The organism is Arthrobacter crusticola (assembly GCF_004357995.1).
GTDB lineage: Bacteria > Actinomycetota > Actinomycetes > Actinomycetales > Micrococcaceae > Arthrobacter_D > Arthrobacter_D crusticola.
Genome location: NZ_SMTK01000005.1, coordinates 331713 through 352589 on the forward strand (window position 1 = coordinate 331713; position 20877 = coordinate 352589).

19 protein-coding genes are annotated in these 20877 nt (G+C 69.5%); 4 read left to right on the plus strand and 15 right to left on the minus strand.

Annotation, left to right across the window (positions count from 1 at the left end):
- Window positions 1-20: 20 nt before the first annotated feature.
- Window positions 21-3029 carry a bifunctional [glutamine synthetase] adenylyltransferase/[glutamine synthetase]-adenylyl-L-tyrosine phosphorylase gene (locus E2F48_RS15510; protein WP_133404846.1) on the minus strand — a complete coding sequence of 1003 codons (3009 nt, stop codon included), beginning with the start codon at window positions 3027-3029 and terminating at the stop codon, window positions 21-23.
- 27 nt (window positions 3030-3056) lie between these two features.
- Window positions 3057-4397 carry a type I glutamate--ammonia ligase gene (gene glnA / locus E2F48_RS15515; protein WP_133404847.1) on the minus strand — a complete coding sequence of 447 codons (1341 nt, stop codon included), beginning with the start codon at window positions 4395-4397 and terminating at the stop codon, window positions 3057-3059.
- Window positions 4398-4618: 221 nt separating this feature from the next.
- Between glnA and panB the strand changes: the two genes are divergently transcribed.
- Complete coding sequence (panB, locus tag E2F48_RS15520) at window positions 4619-5488, plus strand: 3-methyl-2-oxobutanoate hydroxymethyltransferase (protein ID WP_133404848.1); 870 nt, start codon at window positions 4619-4621, stop codon at window positions 5486-5488.
- Window positions 5489-5503: 15 nt separating this feature from the next.
- On the opposite strand, the gene E2F48_RS15525 is transcribed toward panB, so the two are convergent.
- Entirely contained in the window at window positions 5504-5668 is a 165-nt protein-coding gene (locus E2F48_RS15525; protein WP_133404849.1) for an SPOR domain-containing protein, read from the minus strand.
- Between the two features lie 120 nt (window positions 5669-5788).
- Here E2F48_RS15525 and map point away from each other — a divergent pair, with 120 nt between their 5' ends.
- The gene (gene map / locus E2F48_RS15530; RefSeq protein WP_133404850.1) at window positions 5789-6667 is read left to right on the plus strand and encodes a type I methionyl aminopeptidase; all 879 of its coding nucleotides are present in this window, start codon (window positions 5789-5791) and stop codon (window positions 6665-6667) included.
- A gap of 95 nt (window positions 6668-6762) precedes the next feature.
- On the plus strand, window positions 6763-7584 hold the full coding sequence (gene ppgK / locus E2F48_RS15535; RefSeq protein WP_120169670.1) for a polyphosphate--glucose phosphotransferase: 822 nt from the start codon (window positions 6763-6765) through the stop codon (window positions 7582-7584).
- Between the two features lie 220 nt (window positions 7585-7804).
- Here ppgK and nrdR read toward each other — a convergent pair whose 3' ends face one another.
- The 3 genes from nrdR to E2F48_RS15550 all read right to left on the minus strand — a co-directional run bounded on the left by nrdR (window position 7805) and on the right by E2F48_RS15550 (window position 10342).
- Entirely contained in the window at window positions 7805-8302 is a 498-nt protein-coding gene (nrdR, locus tag E2F48_RS15540; RefSeq protein WP_133404851.1) for a transcriptional regulator NrdR, read from the minus strand.
- A gap of 115 nt (window positions 8303-8417) precedes the next feature.
- Window positions 8418-9779: a histidinol dehydrogenase gene (gene hisD, locus E2F48_RS15545; RefSeq protein WP_133404852.1), complete on the minus strand. Its 1362-nt coding sequence runs from the start codon at window positions 9777-9779 to the stop codon at window positions 8418-8420.
- Window positions 9780-9817: 38 nt separating this feature from the next.
- Window positions 9818-10342: a hypothetical protein gene (locus E2F48_RS15550; RefSeq protein ID WP_133404853.1), complete on the minus strand. Its 525-nt coding sequence runs from the start codon at window positions 10340-10342 to the stop codon at window positions 9818-9820.
- Between the two features lie 121 nt (window positions 10343-10463).
- Here E2F48_RS15550 and E2F48_RS15555 point away from each other — a divergent pair, with 121 nt between their 5' ends.
- Window positions 10464-10985: a flavin reductase family protein gene (locus E2F48_RS15555; RefSeq protein ID WP_133404854.1), complete on the plus strand. Its 522-nt coding sequence runs from the start codon at window positions 10464-10466 to the stop codon at window positions 10983-10985.
- A gap of 71 nt (window positions 10986-11056) precedes the next feature.
- Here the strand turns inward: E2F48_RS15555 and dnaE are convergent, their stop codons facing one another.
- The 9 genes from dnaE to ftsZ form a co-directional block, all read right to left on the minus strand.
- Window positions 11057-14596, minus strand: a complete 3540-nt coding sequence (dnaE, locus tag E2F48_RS15560) for a DNA polymerase III subunit alpha (protein ID WP_281274824.1) — start codon at window positions 14594-14596, stop codon at window positions 11057-11059.
- Between the two features lie 59 nt (window positions 14597-14655).
- Entirely contained in the window at window positions 14656-15606 is a 951-nt protein-coding gene (locus E2F48_RS15565; protein ID WP_246019108.1) for an RluA family pseudouridine synthase, read from the minus strand.
- Complete coding sequence (lspA, locus tag E2F48_RS15570) at window positions 15603-16232, minus strand: signal peptidase II (RefSeq protein WP_133404855.1); 630 nt, start codon at window positions 16230-16232, stop codon at window positions 15603-15605. Before lspA ends, E2F48_RS15565 begins: the two co-directional genes overlap by 4 nt.
- A 185-nt stretch (window positions 16233-16417) precedes the next feature.
- The gene (locus E2F48_RS15575) at window positions 16418-17053 is read right to left on the minus strand and encodes a DivIVA domain-containing protein (protein WP_133404856.1); all 636 of its coding nucleotides are present in this window, start codon (window positions 17051-17053) and stop codon (window positions 16418-16420) included.
- Window positions 17054-17193: 140 nt separating this feature from the next.
- Window positions 17194-17487 (minus strand): YggT family protein, encoded by a 294-nt coding sequence (locus E2F48_RS15580; protein WP_133404857.1) that lies wholly within the window; start codon window positions 17485-17487, stop codon window positions 17194-17196.
- Between the two features lie 60 nt (window positions 17488-17547).
- Window positions 17548-18063: a cell division protein SepF gene (locus tag E2F48_RS15585; protein ID WP_120169685.1), complete on the minus strand. Its 516-nt coding sequence runs from the start codon at window positions 18061-18063 to the stop codon at window positions 17548-17550.
- A 92-nt stretch (window positions 18064-18155) separates the two neighbouring features.
- Window positions 18156-18926 (minus strand): YggS family pyridoxal phosphate-dependent enzyme, encoded by a 771-nt coding sequence (locus E2F48_RS15590; RefSeq protein WP_133404937.1) that lies wholly within the window; start codon window positions 18924-18926, stop codon window positions 18156-18158.
- Window positions 18914-19618: a peptidoglycan editing factor PgeF gene (gene pgeF, locus E2F48_RS15595; RefSeq protein WP_133404858.1), complete on the minus strand. Its 705-nt coding sequence runs from the start codon at window positions 19616-19618 to the stop codon at window positions 18914-18916. The genes E2F48_RS15590 and pgeF overlap by 13 nt, the downstream gene beginning before the upstream one ends.
- A gap of 16 nt (window positions 19619-19634) precedes the next feature.
- Window positions 19635-20825: a cell division protein FtsZ gene (gene ftsZ, locus E2F48_RS15600; RefSeq protein ID WP_133404859.1), complete on the minus strand. Its 1191-nt coding sequence runs from the start codon at window positions 20823-20825 to the stop codon at window positions 19635-19637.
- Between the last annotated feature and the right edge of the window lie 52 nt (window positions 20826-20877).

Consider the following 20877-nt stretch of genomic DNA (forward strand, 5'->3'; position numbering starts at 1 on the left):
CTGTCTCGCGACTACACACGTCAGGTCCCGTAGAAGTTGCGTTCGAAGATGGCCCGGCTCCGACGGGTCAGGCGCAGGTAGTCCTCCTCCAGCTCGGCACCCTTTCCAGGCCCGTAGCCGCACCAGCGGGCCACCGCCTCAAGGTCGCGGCGGGAGGAGGGCAAAACGTCGGAGCTGCGCCCGCTCCAGATCACGTTGGCCGCACGCAGCCTGCTGGTGAGCAGCCAGCTGCGCCGCAGGGTCTCCACTTCGCGTGCCGGCAGCAGCCCGGCAGCCTCCACGGCGTCCATCGCCTCGAGCGTGGAGGCGGTCCGGAGTTCGGGCACCCGGGCGGCGTGGCGGAGCTGCAGCAGCTGGATCAGCCATTCGACGTCGCTGAGGGCGCCCCGGCCCAGCTTGAGGTGCCGGGAGGGGTCGGCTCCGCGCGGAAGGCGTTCGGCCTCCATCCGCGCCTTGATCCGCCGAATTTCCCGCTCGTCGGTCTCCAACAGGGACGACGGGTAGCGGATCGGGTCGATGAGCTCGAGGAAGTCGGCCGCCAGCGCATCGCTGCCCGCCATCGGCCGCGCCCTCAGCAGCGCCTGGGCCTCCCAGATCAGCGACCACCGCTTGTAGTACTCACGGAATGAGTCGAGGGAGCGCACCATTGGCCCCTGCCGGCCCTCCGGACGCAGGGCTGCGTCGATTTCGAGGACCCGCTCCGCCAGGACCGGCGGCTTGGACGGCTGGGTGAGGTTGGCGGCGAGCTGCGCCACCACCTTCTCCGCCTGCCGCTGGGCGGCGGCCGAATCGGCTCCCGGCAGCGGCCGGTGGACGTAGAGTACATCGGCGTCGGAGCCGTAGGTGATCTCCCGGCCGCCCTGGCGTCCCATCGCGATGACGACGACGTCGGTGATGCGCGGCTCGGACGTGTGGATGGTATTTTCCGCGACGTGGAGGGCTCCAAGCACGGCGGCCCGGTCGGCGTCCGCGAGCGCGTTGCCCACCGCGGCCTGCGTGAGGAGCCCGGCGCTGTCGGCGATGGCGATACGGAGCAGTTCCCGACGGCGGATAAGGCGGATCAGCCGCATCGCGTCCTGCGGCTGCGGGTGGCGCGACATTTTCGACCGGATTTCCTGCCACTGCGACTCGAAGGTGTCGGGGACCAGCTCGGGGTCCGAGCCCAGCCACTTCGTCGACTCCGGGGACACCTCGAGCAGATCGGTGATGAACCTGCTCGAGGACAGCACATTGCACAGCCGCTCCGCCGCGGCCTTCGAGTCCCGCAGCATCCCGAGGTACCAGTGGCTCTCCCCCAGCGATTCGCTGAGGCGGCGGAAGCCCAGCAGCCCGGCGTCGGGATCCACTCCATCGGCGAACCACGCCAGCAGGATCGGAAGGAGCTGGCGCTGCAGCACGGCCCGGCGCCGGATCCCGCCGGTAAGGGCTTCGATGTGGCGCATTGCCCCTTTGGGGTCGGAGTAGCCAAGGGCGGCCAGCCGCGCCTGGGCGGCCTCCGGGGTGAGCTTGGCGTCTTCGAGGCTGAGGTTCGCCGCGGTGTTGAGCAGCGGCCGGTAGAAGATGGTCTCGTGGAGGCGCTCCACCAGCCGGCGGGTCCGCTGCCATTTCTCGACCATGCTCCGCGCGGTGGGGCGCACGCTGACCAGCGCGCCTTCGGTGGAGCGCGCCAGCGCGTGCCGGGCCGCGTCGCCGTCGGGCATCAGGTGGGTGCGGCGCAGCTGCGTGAGCTGGATGCGGTGCTCAAGGAGGCGCAGGTATCGGTAGGCGTTGTCGAGGTCCGCTGCGTCGGCCCGCCCGATGTACCCGGCGGCGCTGAGGGCTGTGATCGCAGTGACGGTGTCCCTGACCCTCAGGCTTTCGTCGGCCCGGCCGTGCACCAGCTGCAGCAGCTGAACGGTGAATTCGACGTCGCGCAGGCCGCCGCTGCCGAGCTTGAGCTGTTTTGGCCCCTCGTGCCGGGGGATGTTCTCGGTGACCCGCCGGCGCATCGCCCGGACGGACTCCACGAAGCCCTCCCGCTCCGACGAGGTCCACACCAGCGGCGCCACCGCTTCCTCGTAGCGGCGCCCCAGCTCCGGGTCTCCGGCCACCGCCCGCGCCTTGAGCAGCGCCTGGAACTCCCAGGTGGAGGCCCACCGGGAGTAGTAGGTCAGGTGCGATTCGAGGGTCCGCACCAGCGGACCGTCGCGGCCCTCCGGCCGGAGGTTGGCGTCGACCTCCCAGAGCGCCGGTTCAGGCCCCGGGGAGTAGACCCCGCGGGAGATGCCGGTGGCCAGGGCGGTGCCGATGCGGCTGGCGAGGGCCTCGTCGAGGCTCGGGGCGTCGATCACGTAGATCACGTCGACGTCTGAGATGTAGTTCAGTTCCCTTGCCCCGCACTTGCCCATCCCGATGACGGCGAGCCGGACGGCGGCGATGTCGTCGGCGGGGTAGCTTCCGGCGAGGTCCGCACGGGCCACGGCGAGGGAGGCCTCGAGTGCGGCGGCGGCCAGGTCGGCCAGCTCGCGGGCCGCGGTGGGCAGGTAGTCGACGGGAGAGGGATGGGAGAGGTCGCGCACCGCCAGCTCGGTCAGGTGGCGGCGGTAGGCCGCGCGCAGGCACTGGTGGGCGCCCGTCCCGGTCTTCCCGGCGACGGGGTTCTCCACCGCCGGATCGGCGTCCACCGCGGCCAGCAGGGAGGCCCGGAGCTGCTCGGGTGCCACCGCGGGTTCCGCCCGCGCCGGGGGCCGGACCGCCTCGAGGTGCCCGGGGTGGCGCATGAGGAACTCCCCCAGGGCCTCGGAGGCCCCCAGCAGCCGGAAGAGCGCCGTGGCCCGGTCCGGCTCCCGGGTAAACAGGTCCGCCACCGCGGGTTCGACGGCCAGCAGGCGCACGTAGGACTGGAGGGCGAGGTCCGGGCTGGCGGCGTGGCCCAGCGCGGCGAAGAGCAGCTCCGCGTCGATGCCCGCCAGTTCCGGAGCCTCAAGGAACCGGGTGCTCTTCTCAAGGTCGGTGAAACCGGCGCTGATGAGCCTTCCGGCCAGGCTCATCGGGCACCAGCGGCCCGGCGGGTGCCGTTACAGGATGCCCAGGTTGCGGCGCAGCTCATAGGGGGTGACCTCGATACGGTAGTCGTGCCATTCGGCGCGCTTGTTGCGCAGGAAGTTCTCAAAGACCTGCTCGCCGAGGATCTCGGCCACGAGTTCGGAGTCCTCCATGGCGCGCACCGCATCGTGCAGGCTCGCCGGGAGCGGATCGTGGCCCATCGCACGCCGCTCGGCGGCGGTGAGGCTCCAGACGTCGTCCTCGGCGCCCAGGGGCAGTTCGTAGCCCTCCTCGATGCCCTTCAGCCCGGCGCCGAGCAGGACGGCGTAGGCGAGGTAGGGGTTTGCGGCGGAGTCGATGCCCCGGTACTCGATCCGGGCGGACTGGCCCTTGTTCGGCTTGTACAGGGGGATGCGCACCAGCGCGGAGCGGTTGTTGTGACCCCAGGAGATGTAACTGGGCGCCTCACCCCCGCCCCAGAGCCGCTTGTAGGAGTTCACGAACTGGTTGGTCACCGCGGTGAACTCGGGGGCGTGCCGCAGGATGCCGGCGATGAACTGGCGGGCGGTCTTGGAGAGCTGGAATTCGGCGCCCGCCTCGAAGAACGCATTCGAGTCACCCTCGAAAAGCGAGAAGTGGGTGTGCATGCCGGAGCCGGGGTGGTCGGAGAACGGCTTGGGCATGAAGGTCGCGTAGCTGTCCTGGGTGAGCGCCACCTCCTTGATGACCGTCCGGAAGGTCATGATGTTGTCGGCGGTCTGCAGCGCGTCGGCGTAGCGAAGGTCGATCTCGTTCTGCCCGGGCCCGCCCTCGTGGTGGCTGAACTCGACGCTGATGCCCACCGACTCGAGCATGGCGACGGCGGTCCGCCGGAAGTCCTGGGCGACGCCGCCGGGCACGTGGTCGAAATAGCCGGCCTGGTCCACGGGGATGGGGCGGCCGTCGGCGCCGAGCTCGGCGGACTTCAGCAGGTAGAACTCGATTTCGGGGTGCGTGTAGCAGGTGAAGCCCATGTCGGCGGCCTTGGCGAGGGTCCGCTTCAGCACGCTGCGCGGATCGGCGGCGGAGGGCTGGCCGTCGGGGGTGAGGATGTCGCAGAACATCCGCGAGGTCTGCTCCTTGTCCCCGCGCCAGGGCAGGATCTGGAACGTGGACGGGTCGGGCTGGGCGAGCATGTCGGATTCGAAGACCCGGGCCAGGCCCTCGATGGAGGAGCCGTCGAACCCGAGGCCCTCCTCGAAGGCCCCCTCGACCTCGGCCGGGGCCAGGGCGACGGACTTAAGCGAGCCGACGACGTCGGTGAACCACAGCCGGACGAAGCGGACGTCACGCTCCTCGATCGTCCGCAGTACGAATTCCTGCTGCCGGTTCATTCCTACCCTCTTTCCTGCCGCGTCTGCGCTGCGCCGAGCCGTTCCCTGCCGGCGCCGGTTGGCCGGCCGAGCCGGAATCTCTCCATACTCTACTGACCCGGACGCCCGAACCGCGTCCGCCGGTGTCCGGGTCAGTATGGCGCGGCGATGTTACAGGCCGGTTACCGGGCGGCGGGGGCGCGGCTCCGGGAAGCCCGTGGCCGTGAAGTAGGCTCGGATCCATGACTTCCGCCGAAATGCCCGCCCCGTACGGCACCGGAGCTTCCACCCCCGAAGAGCCCCGTCAGGTCCCGCGCCCGGCTCGAATCCGGACCCACCACCTGCAGCAGGCCAAGGCGGAGGGCCGGCGCTTCGCCATGCTGACGGCCTACGACCAGTACACTGCGCAGATCTTCGACGAGGCAGGCATCGAGGTGCTCCTGGTCGGCGACTCCGCCGCCAACAACGTGCTCGGACACGCCACCACCCTGCCGATCACGCTCAATGAGATGGTGCTGTTCACCCGTGCCGTGAGCAGCGCGGCGCGCCGTCCGCTCATTGTGGCCGATCTGCCCTTCGGCAGCTACGAGGTTTCGACCGCCCGGGCCGTTGAGTCCTCGGTGCGCCTGCTGAAGGAGGGCGGGGCGCATGCGGTGAAGCTCGAAGGCGGCGCACAGTTCGCCGACACGGTGCGCGCGCTCGTGCGGGCAGGCATCCCGGTGATGGCGCATGTCGGCTTCACCCCCCAGAGCGAACACGCCCTCGGCGGCTACCGGGTCCAGGGCCGTGGAGACACCGGCCGGAGGGTCATCGACGACGCCCTTGCCCTCGAGGCGGCCGGTGCGTTCTGCGTCCTCATGGAGATGGTGCCGGCCGAGGTCGCGGCCAAGGTGGATGCCGCGGTGCAGGTGCCGACCATCGGCATCGGCGCAGGCGCCTCGACGACGGGCCAGGTGCTCGTCTGGCAGGACATGGCGGGCCTGCGCGGCGGGAAGCAGCCGAAGTTCGTCAAGCAGTTTGCCGAGGTCCGCTCCGTGCTGGCCGATGCCGCCACCCGCTACGCCGAGGAGGTGCGCAGCGGAAGCTTCCCCGGCCCGGAGCACTCCTTCTAGCCGGGTTGCCGGCGTTCAGTCCTCGTCCTCGGCGTCCCACGCCTTATTGCGCTGCTGAACCTTTTCAAGGGCCCGCTCGGCCTCCGCGCGGGTCTCGTAGGGACCGATGAGCTGCTTCCAGTCGGACTGCGCATCCACCTCGACCTCATGGGTCCGGACATTGAACCAGTACTGCGGCATCGTCTTCTCCTCCTGCGTCGTCGATGGCGGCCGCCGCCGGTGCCGGCCTTCCGGCAGCCGCCCGCGGCCTTCTCGGCGGCGCTTTCAGCTCTGAACCCCGCCGCCTATAAGATCAAGGGTATGCCCCACAATCCTGGCACCGCACCCGTTGGAACGCTCCAGCGCGGCATGGTCAGTCCCCGGCTCCCCGTCCCGTCCGGAATCGTCCGCCCAGAGTACGTCGGCCGCAAGGCCCCGGCGCCCTTCACCGGCTCGGAGGTGAAGACCGCCGAAACCATCGAGAAGATCCGCAAGGCCGGCAGGCTCGCCGCCCAGGCCGTCGAGGAGGTGGGGCGCCACGCCCAGCCCGGCGTCACGACCGACGCCCTCGACCGGATCGGCCACGAGTTCATCATCGACCACGGCGCCTACCCGTCGACGCTCGGCTACCGCGGCTTCCCCAAATCGATCTGCTCCTCGATCAATGAGGTGATCTGCCACGGCATCCCGGACAGCACCGTCCTCCAGGACGGGGACATCCTCAACATCGACATCACCGCCTACCTCGACGGCGTCCACGGCGACACGAACTCCACCTTCCTCATCGGCGACGTCGACGAGGAATCCCGGCTGCTCGTGGAACGGACGAAGGAGGCGCTGAACCGTGCGATCCGGGCCGTCGCCCCGGGCCGGGAGATCAATGTGATCGGCCGCGCCATCGAGTCATACGCACGCCGTTTCGGCTACGGCGTGGTGCGCGACTTCACCGGCCACGGCGTGGGCGAGGCGTTCCACACCGGCCTGATCATCCCGCACTACGACGCCGCACCGGCCTACAACCGGGTGATTGAAACCGGAATGGTCTTCACCATCGAACCGATGCTGACCCTTGGCACCATCGAGTGGGACATGTGGGCTGACGACTGGACCGTGGTGACCCGCGACGCCAAACGCACCGCGCAGTTCGAACACACCCTGGTCGTCACCGACACCGGCGCTGAGATCCTCACCCTGCCCTGACCCGCCGCCCGGCGGTTCGAGCACACCGACCAATCCACGAAACGGCCCGGGACGGGCGAACCGCCCGCCCGGCCACGAATATCACCTGGAGAATCATGCCCAAGGACATCGACAAGAAGAAGCCCGGCCGGAAGCTGCCCGCCACCGTCATCGGTGTCGATATCGGCGGCACCGGGATCAAGGGCGGCATTGTCGACCTCGCCAAGGGCGAAATCGTCGGTGAGCGCTACCGGATTCCGACCCCCCAGCCGGCCACCCCGGAGGCTGTTGCCGGCGTCGTGGCCGAGATCGTGACCGAGCTCTCCTCTCGTCCGGGCGGTCCGGCCGCCGATGTCCCGGTGGGTGTGACCTTCCCGGCCATCATCCAGCACGGCGTCGCCCGCTCGGCGGCGAATGTCGATAAGAGCTGGGTCGACACCGACGTCGACGCCCTCTTCACGCGGGTCCTCGGCCGGAGCGTCCACGTCATCAACGACGCCGACGCCGCCGGCCTTGCCGAGGTGCGCTACGGCGCCGGCAAGGGCGTGGCCGGGACAGTCCTGGTGATCACCCTGGGCACCGGCATCGGTTCCGCGTTCATCTTCAACGGGCAGCTGGTGCCCAACGCCGAACTGGGGCACCTCGAGATCGACGGGCACGACGCCGAGTCCAAGGCGTCAGCCGTGGCCCGGGAGCGGGACGGGATCGACTGGGACGAGTACGCGGTGCGGCTCCAGCGGTACTTCTCCCACGTCGAGTTCCTCTTCTCCCCCGAGCTGTTCATCGTCGGCGGCGGGATCTCCAAGCGCAGCGCCGAATACCTTCCCTCGCTGGACCTGCGCACCCGCATCGTTCCGGCCCAGCTGAAGAACCAGGCGGGCATCGTCGGCGGGGCGCTGCAGGCGGCGCTTCTGCTGTCCCCCTCAAGCACCAAGTAGCCCGCGCGCCGACCCAGCACGGGGCAGCAGTGTACGAAAAGGCCCGGACGAAAAGACCCGCACGAAAAGACCCGTGCCGACCGGCATCACCGGAAGGCACGGGTCTTTTGTGCGTCGGACGAGGGCGGGCCCCGGTCGGGACGTCCGGTCAGGCGGGACGTGGTGCCGGTGGTGGCGCCGGCTTCCCCTCCGCCGCCACCACCGGGGTCTCAAGGCGCACCTAGTGCGCGGTCAGGGGCCGCTGCGCCCCCGAGGGAACCTTCGCGTTTTCGGAGGACTGGAGCCGCAGGGTGGCTATGGCCTCTTCGAAATCCTCAAGGGATTCAAAGCCCTGGTACACGCTGGCGAAACGCAGGTAGGCGATCTGGTCGAGCTTCCGCAGGGGGCCCAGGATCGCCAGTCCCACCTCGTGGGCATCGATCTCGGCGACGCCGCTGGCACGCACGGATTCTTCGACTTCCTGGGCCAGGAGAGCGAGGTCGTCCTCGGTGACCGGCCGGCCCTGACAGGCCTTCCGCACGCCGTTGATCACCTTGCCGCGGCTGAAGGGCTCGCCGGCACCCGAGCGCTTGATGACGCTGAGGCTTGTCGTCTCCACCGTGGTGAATCTGCGCCCGCAGGCGTGGCACTGCCGGCGCCGGCGGATCGCCGAACCGTCGTCGGCCAGCCGGCTGTCAACGACCCGGGAGTCGGAGTTGCGGCAGTAAGGGCAGTGCACTGCGTACTCCTGTCTCCGCTCGGGCCGGATGGGCGGGTGCCGGACCGCTGGGCGCTCCGGATGGTTCAAGTGTAGAACCAGATGTGGGGAAACTACAAGCGTGCAATTACCACATCTAGTGGTTATTGCCGGGGAAGCGCGCCCGCACGGCGTCGCCGTGGGCGGGCAGGTTCTCGGCCTCGGACAGCGCCAGGATGGGGGCGCTGACGTCCTGAAGCGCACTCCGTGAGTACTCCACCACCTGCTGCGCCCGCAGGAAGGTCGTCGTGTTGAGCCCGGAGGCGAAGGAGGCGGTCCCCCCGGTGGGCAGGACGTGGTTGGAGCCGGCGCAGTAGTCGCCGAGGCTGACGGGGCTGTACGGTCCGACGAAGACCGCGCCCGCGTTGCGGACCCGGGCTGCGGCGGCCGCGGCGTCGGCGGTGTGGATTTCGAGGTGCTCGGCGGCGTAGGCGTTGCAGACTTCAAGGCCGGCGTCGAGGTGGTCGACCAGGATCACCCCCGACTGCGGACCGGACAAGGCCGTGAGCACCCGTTCGCGGTGCCGGGTGGCGTCCGCCTGGCGGCCGAGCTCGATGCGCACCGCATCGGCGAGGGCCGGCGAATCCGTGACGAGCACCGAGGCTGCCTGCGGGTCGTGTTCGGCCTGGCTGACGAGGTCCGCCGCGACGAGGACGGGGTCGGCGCCGGCGTCGGCCAGCACCGCGATCTCGGTGGTACCCGCCTCCGAGTCGATGCCGACGACGCCGCGGACGAGCCGCTTGGCCGTGGCCACGAAGACGTTGCCGGGCCCGGTGACGACGTCGACCGGCTCGAGGGGAGGGTGGCCGTCGGCCTCCTCGAGGCCGTACGCGAAGGCAGCCACCGCTTGGGCACCGCCGATCGCATACACCTCGGTGATTCCGAGCAGGGCCGCCGCCGCCAGGATGACCGGGTGCGGCCAGCCGCCCCATTCCTTCTGCGGCGGGGAGGCGAGGGCGATCGAGGGCACGCCGGCCGCCTGCGCGGGAACGACGTTCATCACCACCGACGAGGGGTAGACCGCCAGGCCGCCGGGCACGTAGAGGCCCACCCGGTCAACAGGAACCCACCGGGACACGAGCCGTGCCCCCGGGGCCGGGCTGACCTCCACCTCGGCCGGCACCTGCGCCGCGGCGAACAGGCGGGCGCGGGTGATCGCCTCATCCAGGGCCGCACGGACCTGCGGATCGAGGTTTTCCAGGGCGCTGCGCAGGACATCGGCGGGCACCCGCGGGTGGTCCTGCTCCACGCCGTCGAAGCGGCGGGCGAGCTCCCTCAGGGCCGGCAGGCCACGGCTCCGGACGTCCTCGAGGATTCGGCCGACCGCCTCTTCGGGGGGATGGTCCCCCACCAGCGGTCGTGGCAGCGCGCGCTTCAACTCACGCCGGCTGAGGGAGAGACCTCGCAGGTCGATGGTTCGGAAGCCCTCGCGGGCCGGGGCGGCTGCTGCATTTTCCACTCGGCCAGTCTACCGGCGCCCGGGACGCCGGCCGGATGTCAGGGGCGGTCGCGCTGCAGCCAGTCGAACAGGGCGGCAAGGAACACGATGAGGGCGGCGGCCGCCGGCCAGATGGCGGCGGCACCCGGTGAGTGGAGCCCGAAGCCCGACCCTGGGATCTCCGGGCTGCCGTGCGGACCGATCCAGGCCCCGAGCGCGGTGCCGATCAGGACGGCGAGCACGGACCCCAGCACTGAGCCGCCGACAGCGGCAAGAAGACGCCGCAGCCCGCCGGGCCGCCCGAGGCGCCGGGCCAGCACCGTTCCCACGGCTACGCCCGCAACAACTTCAAGCCCCGCAAGGGTCAGGTCGCGCAGCAGCCAGGTGCCCGGGAGCCGTCCATCGCCGTAAAGGATCCCGCCGGGGGCGCCGAGCCACCAGACCACGCCCAGGACGATGCCGAGCACCGCCGTCGAACCGGCCCACCACAGCAGTCCCACGGGAGGGGCAGCGGCGCGGTTCGGGGCCGGAGCGTACACCGGGGGCGGGTAGGAGCCGGCGTCGAGCGGGCGGGAGGGGTGCATGACTTCTACATTAACAAAAGCACGCCCCCGCCGCCCGGCTCGCCTAGGGTTGAGGGATTGCCGGAGCCGCCGGCGGCCGCCCCGCACGCGGGTGCGGATCGCGATTGTTGAAGGAGGAGCCATGGAAGGAAACCTGGTGAAGGACAGTCCTGCCGCCGCCGATCCGGGCCCGGGGTCGGCATTCCGCGGGGTTTTCCGCCGCCATGCGGCCGGGGTCGCCATCATTACCGCGTCCTACCACGGACAGCCCTTCGGGTTCACCGCCACCTCCGTGGCGTCCCTGTCGGCCGACCCTGCCCGATTCACATTCAATATGGCGCGGGGGTCCTCGTCCTGGCCGGCGGTCGCCAACACCAGCTTTGTCGGCGTCCATATGCTGGGCCTCGACAACCAGGCCCTCGCGGACCGGTTCGCCCGCACCTCGGACCGCTTCGGCGGGGACCACTGGAGCCCGGGCTCCCATGGGGTCCCGCTGCTGCACGGGGTGGCCGGCTGGCTGATCGGGTGCATCACCATGAGGCTGTCCTTCGAGAACAACGCGGTGGTCGTCGCCGAGGTGATCGAGGGAGGCACCGGGGCCGACGGTGCGCCGCTGCTGTACCACGGGGGCGGCTATGCCGCGCCCACCGACTACATCATCTGAGGCGGAATCGGCCCCGGCGTGCGGCCCGGCGGCCGGATCAGGCAGCCGGCAGCCTCAAGCGGCCGGCAGGCTCAAGCGTCGAGGCAGGCGGGGCCGAGCAGCACCTTCAGGTCCCCGAACAGTGACGGGGTGGGGTTCACCCGCAGGTCCACTCCGAGCTTCATCACCTCGACCTTGCGGTTGCCGTTAAGCCGGATCTGCACCTCGCTGGTGCCCGGATGGGTGCGCAGCACCTCGCCGAGGGCCGTCACCGCCGCCTCGGTGGCCTTGTGCTGGGCCATCGAGATGACGACGGGCCCGGAGTGGCCCTCGCTGAGGTCGGGCACAGTGAGTTCCTGTGCGTTCAGCATCACCGCGCCGTCGTCCCGCCGCTGCAGCCGGCCGCGCACCACGACGATGAGGTCCTCGGCGAGCACGCCCGAGATCGGCCCGTACACCTGGCCGAAGAACATGACCTCCATCGACCCGGCGAGGTCCTCGATCTCCGCCCGCGCGTAGGCGTTGCCGCTGTTCTTGGCGATCCGCCGCTGCAGGGAGGTGATCATGCCCGCGATGGTGACAATGGCGCCGTCGGCCGGGCCCTCGTCGCTGATCACCGAGGGAATCGTCAGGTCGGCGTGCTGGCTGAGGATCCCCTCGAGGCCCTGCAGCGGGTGGTCCGAGACGTAGAGGCCGAGCATGTCGCGTTCGAAGGAGAGCTTGTCCTTCTTCTCCCATTCAGGCAGGTCCGGCACCTCAACGGACAGGCTGCTGCCGGCGCCGGGGTCGTCGAAGGCGCTGAACAGGTCGAACTGGTTCGCGGCCTCGTTGCGCTTGAGCACGATGACCGAGTCGACGGCCTCCTCGTGGATCATCGCCAGCGCCCGGCGGGGGTGTTTGAGCGAGTCGAAGGCCCCGGCCTTGATGAGGGATTCGATGGTGCGTTTATTGCAGACGACGGCGGGGACCTTCTGCAGGAAGTCGCTGAAGGAGGTGAAGTCGCCCTTCTCCTCGCGGGCGGTGACCATCGCCCCGACGACGTTCGCGCCGACGTTGCGGATGGCGCCCATGCCGAAGCGGATGTCGTTGCCGACCGGGGTGAAGTTAACGCTCGACTCGTTGACGTCCGGCGGGAGGACCGTGATGCCCATCCTGCGGCACTCGTTGAGGTAGATGGCCAGCTTGTCCTTGTCGTCGCCGACGCTGGTGAGCAGGGCGGCCATGTATTCGGCCGGGTAGTGCGCCTTGAGGTAGGCCGTCCAGTAGGAGATCAGCCCGTACGCGGCGGTGTGGGCCTTGTTGAACGCGTAGTCCGAGAAGGATTCGAGGACGGTCCACAGCTTGTCCATGGCGGCCTGGGAGTAGCCGTTTTCCTTCATGCCGGCGAAGAAGTCGGCCTGCTGCTTGTCCAGCTCCGACTTCTTCTTCTTGCCCATGGCGCGCCGGAGCATGTCCGCCTGGCCGAGGGTGAAGTTCGCGAGCTTCTGGGCCGCGGACATCACCTGCTCCTGGTAGACGATCAGGCCGTAGGTGCCGCCCAGGATCTCCTCGAGCGGGCCTTCGAGCTCGGGGTGGATCGGCTCGATCTCCTGAAGCCCGTTCTTGCGCAGGGCGTAGTTCGTGTGGGAGTTCACGCCCATCGGTCCTGGGCGGTAGAGCGCGAGCACCGCGGAGATGTCTTCGAAGTTGTCGGGGCGCATGAGCTTGAGCAGCGAACGCATGGGCCCGCCGTCGAGCTGGAACACGCCCAGGGTGTCGCCCCGGGCCAGCAGCTCGTAGGAGGCCTTGTCGTCGAGCTCGAGGTCCTCGAGCACCAGGTCGGTGCCCTTGTTCGCCGTGATGTTCTCCACGGCGTCGGTGATGATCGTGAGGTTGCGCAGCCCCAGGAAGTCCATCTTGATCAGTCCGAGCCCCTCGCAGGTGGGGTAGTCGAACTGGGTGATGATCTGGCCGTCCTGGTCCCGGCGCATAATCGGGATGATGTCGATCAGCGGGTCCGAGGACATGATGACGCCGGCGGCGTGGACGCCCCACTGGCGCTTCAGCCCCTCGAGGCCCAGCGCCGTCTCGAACACCTTGGCCGAGTCGGGGTCGGTCTTGAGCAGTTCGCGCAGCTCGTCGGCCTCGGAGTAGCGCTTGGCGTCCTTGTTGTGCACGTCGGCCAGGGCCAGGCCCTTGCCCATGACGTCCGGCGGCATGGCCTTGGTGAGCCGCTCCCCCGTGGAGAACGGGTAGCCCATGACGCGCGAGGAGTCCTTCAGTGCCTGCTTGGCCTTGATGGTGCCGTAGGTGACGATCATGGCGACGCGCTCGTCGCCGTACTTCTCGGTGACGTAGCGGATCACCTCGGAGCGGCGCCGATCATCGAAGTCGACGTCGAAGTCGGGCATGGAGACGCGCTCGGGATTCAGGAAGCGCTCGAAGATCAGCCCGTGCTTGAGCGGGTCGAGGTCGGTGATGCGCATGGCGTAGGCCACCATGGAGCCGGCGCCGGAGCCGCGGCCCGGGCCCACCCGGATGCCGTTGTTCTTGGCCCAGTTGATGAAGTCGGCCACCACGAGGAAGTACCCGGGGAAGCCCATCTGGGTGATGACGCCGACCTCGAACTCGGCCTGCTTGCGTACGTCGTCGGGTACGCCGTCGGGGTAGCGGTAGGCCAGGCCGGTCTCGACCTCCTTGACGAACCAGGACTGCTCGTTCTCCCCTTCGGGCACCGGGAACCGGGGCATGTAGTTGGCCTTGGTGTTGAATTCGACGTCGCAGCGCTCGGCAATGAGCAGCGTGTTGTCGCAGGCCTCGGGGTAGTCGCGGAAGATGGCGCGCATCTCGGCGGGCGATTTGAGGTAGAACTCGTCGGCGTCGAACTTGAAGCGCTTGGGGTCGGCCAGGGTCGAGCCCGACTGGACGCACAGCAGGGCCGCGTGGGCCTTGGAGTCCTCGGCGTGGGTGTAGTGAAGGTCGTTGGTGGCGACCAGCGGCAGGCCCAGTTCGCGGGCCAGCTTGATCAGGTCGGCCTGGACGTTGCGTTCGATGTCGAGCCCGTGGTCCATCAGCTCGCAAAAGTAGTTTTCGGCGCCGAAGATGTCGCGGAAGTCCGAGGCCGCCTGCTTTGCCTCCTGGTAGAGCCCCAGCCGCAGCTTGGTCTGCACCTCGCCCGAGGGGCAGCCGGTGCTGGCGATCAGGCCCTTGCCGTAGGTCTGCAGCAGGTCCCGGTCCATGCGGGGCTTGTAGAGGTAGCCCTCGAGGGAGGCCAGCGAGGACATCCGGAACAGGTTGTGCATGCCCTCGGTGGACTCCGACCAGAGGGTCATGTGGGTGTAGGCGCCGGCGCCGGAGACGTCGTCGCGGCCTCCCCCGCCCCACTGGACGCGGGTGCGGTCCGAGCGGGCGGTGCCGGGGGTCAGGTACGCCTCCACCCCGATGATCGGTTTGATGCCGGCGCTGCGGGCCTTGCTCCAGAAGTCGAAGGCCCCGAACACGAACCCGTGGTCGGTGGTGGCCAGCGCGTTCATGCCGAGCTCTTCGGTGTGGCTGAAGAGGTCGGTCAGCTTCGCGGCCCCGTCGAGCATGGAGTACTCGGTGTGATTGTGAAGGTGGACGAAGGACTCGCGGGACGCTGCTGTTGAAACCACTCGACCATTCTAGGCCCGCCCCTGCGTCCCCGGGCCCCACCCCCGCACCCGCAGGCGTGTTAGGCGCGGTCCCCGGACAGGGCGCCCAGGGCGTACTCGAGGTCCAGCGGATAGGGACTCACGGCTCGAACCGGCTCGCCGGTGCGCGGATTCTCGAAGCCCAGGCGGTGGGCGTGCAGCCACTGCCGGGTCAGGCCCAGCTCCGCCGCGAGCCGCGGGTCGGCGCCGTAGGTGAGATCGCCCACGCAAGGGTGGCGCAGCGCCGAGAAGTGGACGCGGATCTGGTGGGTGCGGCCGGTCTCGAGGTGCACCTCGACGAGGCTGGCCCGGCCGAAGGCCTCGAGGACCTCGTAGTGGGTGACCGAGGGCCGCCCGTCCTCAAGCACGGCGAACCGCCAGTCGTGGGCCGGGTGGCGCCCGATGGGCGCGTCGATGGTTCCCTCGAGCGGGTCGGGCAGGCCCTGCACGACGGCGTGGTACACCTTATCGACCGTGCGCTCCTTGAAGGCCCGCTTCAGGGCCGTGTAGGCCCGTTCCGTCTTGGCGACGACCATGGCCCCGGAGGTGCCGACGTCGAGCCGGTGCACGATGCCGGCCCGTTCGGGGGCTCCGGAGGTGGAGATCCGGTAGCCGGCCGCGGCCAGGGCGCCCACCACGGTGGGGCCCACCCAGCCCGGGGAGGGGTGGGCGGCGACGCCGACGGGCTTGTCGATGACCACGAAGTCCTCGTCGTCGATGAGGATGCCCATGCCTTCGACGGCCTCGGGGATCACCCGCAGCGGGTCGGCGGCATCGGGGACCACCACGAGCAGGTCGGTGCCGGCCTGCACGCGGTCGGCCTTGGCCAGGACCGTGCCGCCGCGGCTGACCCTGCCGTCGGCGCACCAGGCGGCGGCCACCGACCGGGAGACCCCGGCCAGCTGCGCCAGGGCGGCGTCGGTGCGGGACCCGCCGAGGTCCTCGGGCACGGTGAAGGCGGTGGGGGTGCCCACGTCGGAGGTCCCGCTCACGAGGGGTTGCCGTCCGGCCGGGGCGTGTCAGGGCCGGTTCCGGCGGCGCTTTCCCCGGCACCGCCGTCGCTGCTGCGCCGCCCATCCATGCCGATGCCGCGCAGGGTCATCAGGCACACCAGGATGACGCCGCTGACGACGGCGGAGTCGGCGATGTTGAAGATCGCGAAGTTGGGCAGGGCGATGAAGTCGACGACGTGCCCCTGCCCGAAGGACGGTTCACGGAAGAGACGGTCGGTGAGGTTGCCCAGCGCCCCGCCGAGCACGAGCCCCAGGGCGGCGGCCCAGCCCCACGAGGCGACCTTGCGGATCTGGGTCAGGATGGCCAGGGAGACAAGGGCCTGGACGATGGTGAAGATCCAGGTGACGTTGGTGCCGATCGAGAAGGCCGCGCCGGGGTTCCGGATGAAGTGCCAGTTCAGCAGCGGGGGCAGCACCGGTGTGATCGAGCCTTCGGTCATGGTGGAGACCACCCAGGCCTTGGTGACCTGGTCAAAAACGTAGGCGGCGAGCGTGCAGACCAGAAGCAGGACGGCGTACCGGGCCCGGACGCGCTTGCTGTGGCCGGGGCCGTCGGTCCGTTTCGTTTCCGCGGGGGTTCGCTCTGCCGGTGGATTCTCGCTCATAACGCTTTCGTGCCGGGTGCATACGCTTCCGCACAACGGCAGAGGTATGGAACTGGTGGATCGGACTGTCGTGGGACGACTCCTCAAGGGTACGGCAAAGGCCGGCCCCTTTTCCGGGGCCGGCCTCAATCCGGTACTGCGCTGCGGTGCCCTGCCGGCACCTCCGCGCGGCGCGCCCGAAGGGCTTAGGCGTCGGCCGTCTCCGAGGCCACCGATCCGCGGGAGTCGAGGTCGCGCAGCTGGCCCTCGATGTAGGCCTTGAGGCGTGAACGGTAGTCGCGCTCGAAGCTGCGGAGCTGCTCGACCTTGCGTTCCAGCACGCTCTTCTGCTGCTCGAGGGCGCCGAGGACCTTGCGGCTCTTGTCCTGGGCGTCGTTGACGAGGCTGCTGGCCTCGATCTGGGCTTCGGCGATGATCTTGTCGCGCTGCTCGACGCCTGCGTTGACGTACTCGTCGTGAAGCTTCTGGGCCATGGCGAGGACGCCGGCGGCGGACTCGGCGCTGGCAGCCGCGGGAACGGCGGCGGGCGAGGCGGTCTCGACGCGGGGCTCCGGCTTTGCTGGCTCGGGCCGCTTCTCCTCCTCGCGGACCTCTTCGGTCTTGGTGCTGGCGGCAACCGGGGCGGGGACCGTCCCGGTCGAGGCGGTGCCGGCGGGAGCGTCGGAGAGCCGGCGGCGCAGCTCCTCGTTCTCCTGGTTCAGACGGCGCAGTTCGACGACGATCTCGTCGAGGAAGTCATCCACCTCGTCCTGGTCGTAGCCCTCGCGGAACTTCGTCGGCTGGAACCTCTTATTGACAACATCTTCTGGCGTCAGGGCCATCTGGTCACCTCGTAGTGTTAAAGACCTGCCTGCCCGGGGGCGGACCTGCCTGCGGTACCGAATTGTGGACGTGAATAACTGAATTCACATCAGAGTGGAATTCAGCTTATATCTATTGGGACTCGAAAACTAAACCGGGTCTATGCCGTGGCGAAACCCTGGGACACACCCATCAGGATCACCACGGCGAAAAACAACACAAGAAAAGCCAGGTCAAGGGAAACTCCCCCAATTCGCAGCGGCGGAATCACGCGACGCAAAGCTTTGATCGGCGGATCGGTCACTGCATAAATACCGGAGGCAACGACCAGCGCGATTTTCTGGGGACGCCAGCTTCGGGCGAAAATCTGGACGGCGTCGTAAATAATCCTGATGATCAGCGCAAGCTGGAACAACATCAGAACGAGGTAAATCAGGGCAAATACCAAACTCACGGAGCGGTTCCAGTCCTTAGGGCCTTATCGGGGTCGGCAGGCACGGACAGCCGGCCGGCTTCAGCTCTGGTTGAAGAAGCTGGTCTGAGCTTCGCTGGCCTTCTGGTCCTCACCCAGAACTTCAATATACGACGGCGAGAGCAGGAACACCTTATTGGTGACCCTTTCGATGCTTCCGTGCAGTCCGAAGACCAGTCCCGCGGAGAAGTCGACGAGGCGCTTGGCATCGGATTCGCCCATGTCGGTGACGTTCATGATGACGGGGATGCCGTCGCGGAAACTCTCGCCGATCAGCTTCGCATCGTTGTAGGAGCGGGGGTGGACGGTGGTGATCTGCCGCAGGGCGGAGTCGTCACGGGTCGACTGCACGCGCTTGATCGGTGTCACCGGGGCCCGGTACTCCTCGCTGGGGACGCTTCGTGGGACGGGTGCGGGTTCGGGACGGCGTTCGTCACGGTCATAATCCACTGCGTAATCCTCGTTCCTGCTGTGGGCGCTCTTCGCCTCGGGCTCGTAGTGCTCGTCACCATCGGCGAGCCCAAGGTAAATCATTGTCTTGCGCAGTGCGCCAGCCATGGTAACTCCTGTCATTGAGAGAGTGGATACTTCGCTTCGTCCCGGTGCCGAAACCGCGCCCTGCGGGTCTCACTGCCGTCCCGGTGCAGACGCTACCGCACCGGCGGGCGGGGACCGAGCACATCTGAGCCAACCCGGAGGTGTGTCGCGCCCGCCTGGATGGCGGCCTCCAGGTCCCCGCTCATGCCGGCCGAGATGGCCGAGGCGCCGGGGTGGTCCGCCCGCAGGTCCGCGGAGATGCCGGCCAGGCGCTGGAAGGCCGGCAGCGGGTCGGCGCCCAGCGGTGCCACCGCCATGACGCCCTCGAGGTGCAGCCCCTGCACCCCTGCGAGCCGGGCGGCGATCTCGGGGACCTCCGATGGCGCGGCCCCTCCCCGTCCGCCGGCGCGGGCATCAGGGTCGAGGCTGACCTGGATGAAGCAGAGCAGCGCGGACCTCTGGGGAAGGCCGGCGCCGGAGCGGCGTTCGGCCTCGGTGCCCGCGGCCTTCGCCAGGGCCTCCGCCACCGAGGGCCGGTCCACGGAGTGCACCGCGGCGGCATAGCGGAGCACCGAGCGGGCCTTGTTGCTTTGCAGCTGACCGATGAAGTGCCAGCGCAGGTCAAGGTCGGCGGTCTCGGCGGCCTTTGCGGCGGCCTCCTGGTCCCGGTTCTCGCCCACGTCCCGCACACCGAGGCCGGAGAGCAGCCGCACGTCCGCGGCCGGGAAGAACTTCGTCACCACAATCAGCCCCGGCGCGTCGGTCCGTCCCGCGGCGGCGCAGGCCGCCGAGATCCGCGCCCGTACCGCGCCCAGCCGCACGGCAAGTTCCTGCCGGCGCGCGCCCGCGTCCGCCGCCCCGTCCGTGCCGCTCACGTGCGCCAGACCAGGCCGGCGAGCCGGCCGGCACCGGGTTCCCTGCGGTGGGAGAACAGCCGGGGGTTCTCGAGCGTGCACGCCGAGGATCCCGACGGCACCGCCGCCACGTCGACGCCCGCCTCGCGCAGCTGCTGCCGCACCGCGGCCGGCAGGTCGAGCGCCGGGGTGCCCTGCCGCGTCTGGGCGTAGGAGGCCGGGACGGCGGCGGCAACTTCGTCCCTCATCTCGGCCGGCACCTCGTAGCACCGCCCGCACACCGACGGACCGATCCAGGCGGTGAGCTCCCGGGCACCGTGGGCGCGCAGGCCCGCCACGGCGTTGGGCACGATGCCGGTCAGCACGCCCCTGCGTCCGGCATGGACGACGGCGGTCGCCGGGCCGGAGCGGTCGGCCAGGACAATGGGAACGCAGTCCGCCACGAGGACTGCCAGCGCCTGGCTCCCGTCCGGACTGAGCAGGGCGTCGGCCTCCGGCGGGCTCCAATCGGCGGAGCCGGCCGGCACCTCGGCCACAGTACTCGAGTGCACCTGGGTCATGAACCGCAGGGAACCGGGTGCCACGCCCATCGCCGCCTCCACCCGTGCCCGGTTACCGGCCGCCGCCGAGGGCCGCCCGAGGTTGAGTGCGAGGTTGCCGGCAGCGGAATCGGTGAAGGCGGCGTGCAGCCCGGGCTGCACGCCGCCTTGCCAGAAGAACATCCGCAGGAGATCCCGGTTACTTCAGGAAGTCGGGCACGTCGAGGTCGTCCGAGCGGCCCGAGGAGAGGTCAGGCTCCACCACGGCGGGCAGGTCGACGTCGAAGCCGGCATCGGCGGGCACCGCGTTGGACTGGGCGAAGCGCTGCTGGGACCACGCGCCCAGGCCCGCGGAGGCCGGCGCGGCGGCACGGGCGGTGTCGCCGCCGACCGTGGGGGCCGCAGCGGGCTTGACCGCAGGTACTGCAGGCTGCGAGGTCGCATCGACCTGGTCGAAGCCGGCGGCGATCACGGTGACGCGGGCCTCGTCGCCGAGGGCGTCGTCGATCACCGCACCGAAGATGATATTGGCCTCCGGGTGGGCGACCTCCTGCACCAGCCGGGCCGCCTCGTTGATCTCGAAGAGGCCGAGGTCGGAGCCGCCCTGGATGGACAGCAGCACGCCGTGCGCGCCGTCGATCGAGGCCTCAAGCAGCGGCGAGGCGATCGCGAGTTCGGCGGCCTTCACGGCACGGTCCTCGCCGCGCGCGGAGCCGATGCCCATGAGGGCCGAGCCCGCACCCTGCATGACCGACTTGACGTCGGCGAAGTCGAGGTTGATCAGGCCGGGGGTGGTGATCAGGTCGGTGATGCCCTGCACACCGGAAAGGAGCACCTGGTCGGCGGAACGGAACGCATCGAGCATCGACACATTGCGGTCGCTGATCGAGAGCAGGCGGTCGTTCGGAATGACGATGAGGGTGTCGACCTCGTCGCGCAGGGTGTCGATACCCGACTCGGCCTGGTTGGACCGGCGGCGGCCCTCGAAGGTGAACGGCCGGGTGACGACGCCGATGGTCAGCGCGCCGAGCGACCGGGCGATGCGGGCCACGACGGGCGCACCGCCGGTGCCCGTGCCACCGCCCTCACCGGCGGTGACGAAGACCATGTCGGCCCCGCGCAGCACCTCTTCGATCTCCTCGGAGTGGTCCTCGGCCGCCCTGCGGCCGACCTCCGGGTCCGCGCCGGCGCCGAGCCCGCGCGTCAGTTCCCGTCCGACGTCGAGCTTCACGTCGGCGTCGCTCATCAGCAGCGCCTGCGCGTCGGTGTTGATGGCGATGAACTCCACCCCACGGAGTCCCACCTCGATCATCCGGTTGATGGCGTTTACGCCGCCCCCGCCGATGCCGACGACCTTGATGACGGCCAAGTAATTCTGCGGTGCTGCCACGTCCTGTGTCCCTTGTTCGAATCTGTGCGCTGTTGTCTGGGGTTACACCCGG

What these genes read in the sequence shown, in the direction of transcription:
- E2F48_RS15510 (WP_133404846.1), bottom strand. Translation starts at nt 3,029, where the DNA reads ATGAGCCTGGCCGGAAGGCTCATCAGCGCCGGTTTCACCGACCTTGAG.
- glnA (WP_133404847.1), bottom strand. Translation starts at nt 4,397, where the DNA reads ATGAACCGGCAGCAGGAATTCGTACTGCGGACGATCGAGGAGCGTGAC.
- panB (WP_133404848.1), top strand. Translation starts at nt 4,619, where the DNA reads ATGACTTCCGCCGAAATGCCCGCCCCGTACGGCACCGGAGCTTCCACC.
- E2F48_RS15525 (WP_133404849.1), bottom strand. Translation starts at nt 5,668, where the DNA reads ATGCCGCAGTACTGGTTCAATGTCCGGACCCATGAGGTCGAGGTGGAT.
- map (WP_133404850.1), top strand. Translation starts at nt 5,789, where the DNA reads ATGCCCCACAATCCTGGCACCGCACCCGTTGGAACGCTCCAGCGCGGC.
- ppgK (WP_120169670.1), top strand. Translation starts at nt 6,763, where the DNA reads ATGCCCAAGGACATCGACAAGAAGAAGCCCGGCCGGAAGCTGCCCGCC.
- E2F48_RS15550 (WP_133404853.1), bottom strand. Translation starts at nt 10,342, where the DNA reads ATGCACCCCTCCCGCCCGCTCGACGCCGGCTCCTACCCGCCCCCGGTG.
- E2F48_RS15555 (WP_133404854.1), top strand. Translation starts at nt 10,464, where the DNA reads ATGGAAGGAAACCTGGTGAAGGACAGTCCTGCCGCCGCCGATCCGGGC.
- lspA (WP_133404855.1), bottom strand. Translation starts at nt 16,232, where the DNA reads ATGAGCGAGAATCCACCGGCAGAGCGAACCCCCGCGGAAACGAAACGG.
- E2F48_RS15575 (WP_133404856.1), bottom strand. Translation starts at nt 17,053, where the DNA reads ATGGCCCTGACGCCAGAAGATGTTGTCAATAAGAGGTTCCAGCCGACG.
- E2F48_RS15585 (WP_120169685.1), bottom strand. Translation starts at nt 18,063, where the DNA reads ATGGCTGGCGCACTGCGCAAGACAATGATTTACCTTGGGCTCGCCGAT.
- pgeF (WP_133404858.1), bottom strand. Translation starts at nt 19,618, where the DNA reads ATGTTCTTCTGGCAAGGCGGCGTGCAGCCCGGGCTGCACGCCGCCTTC.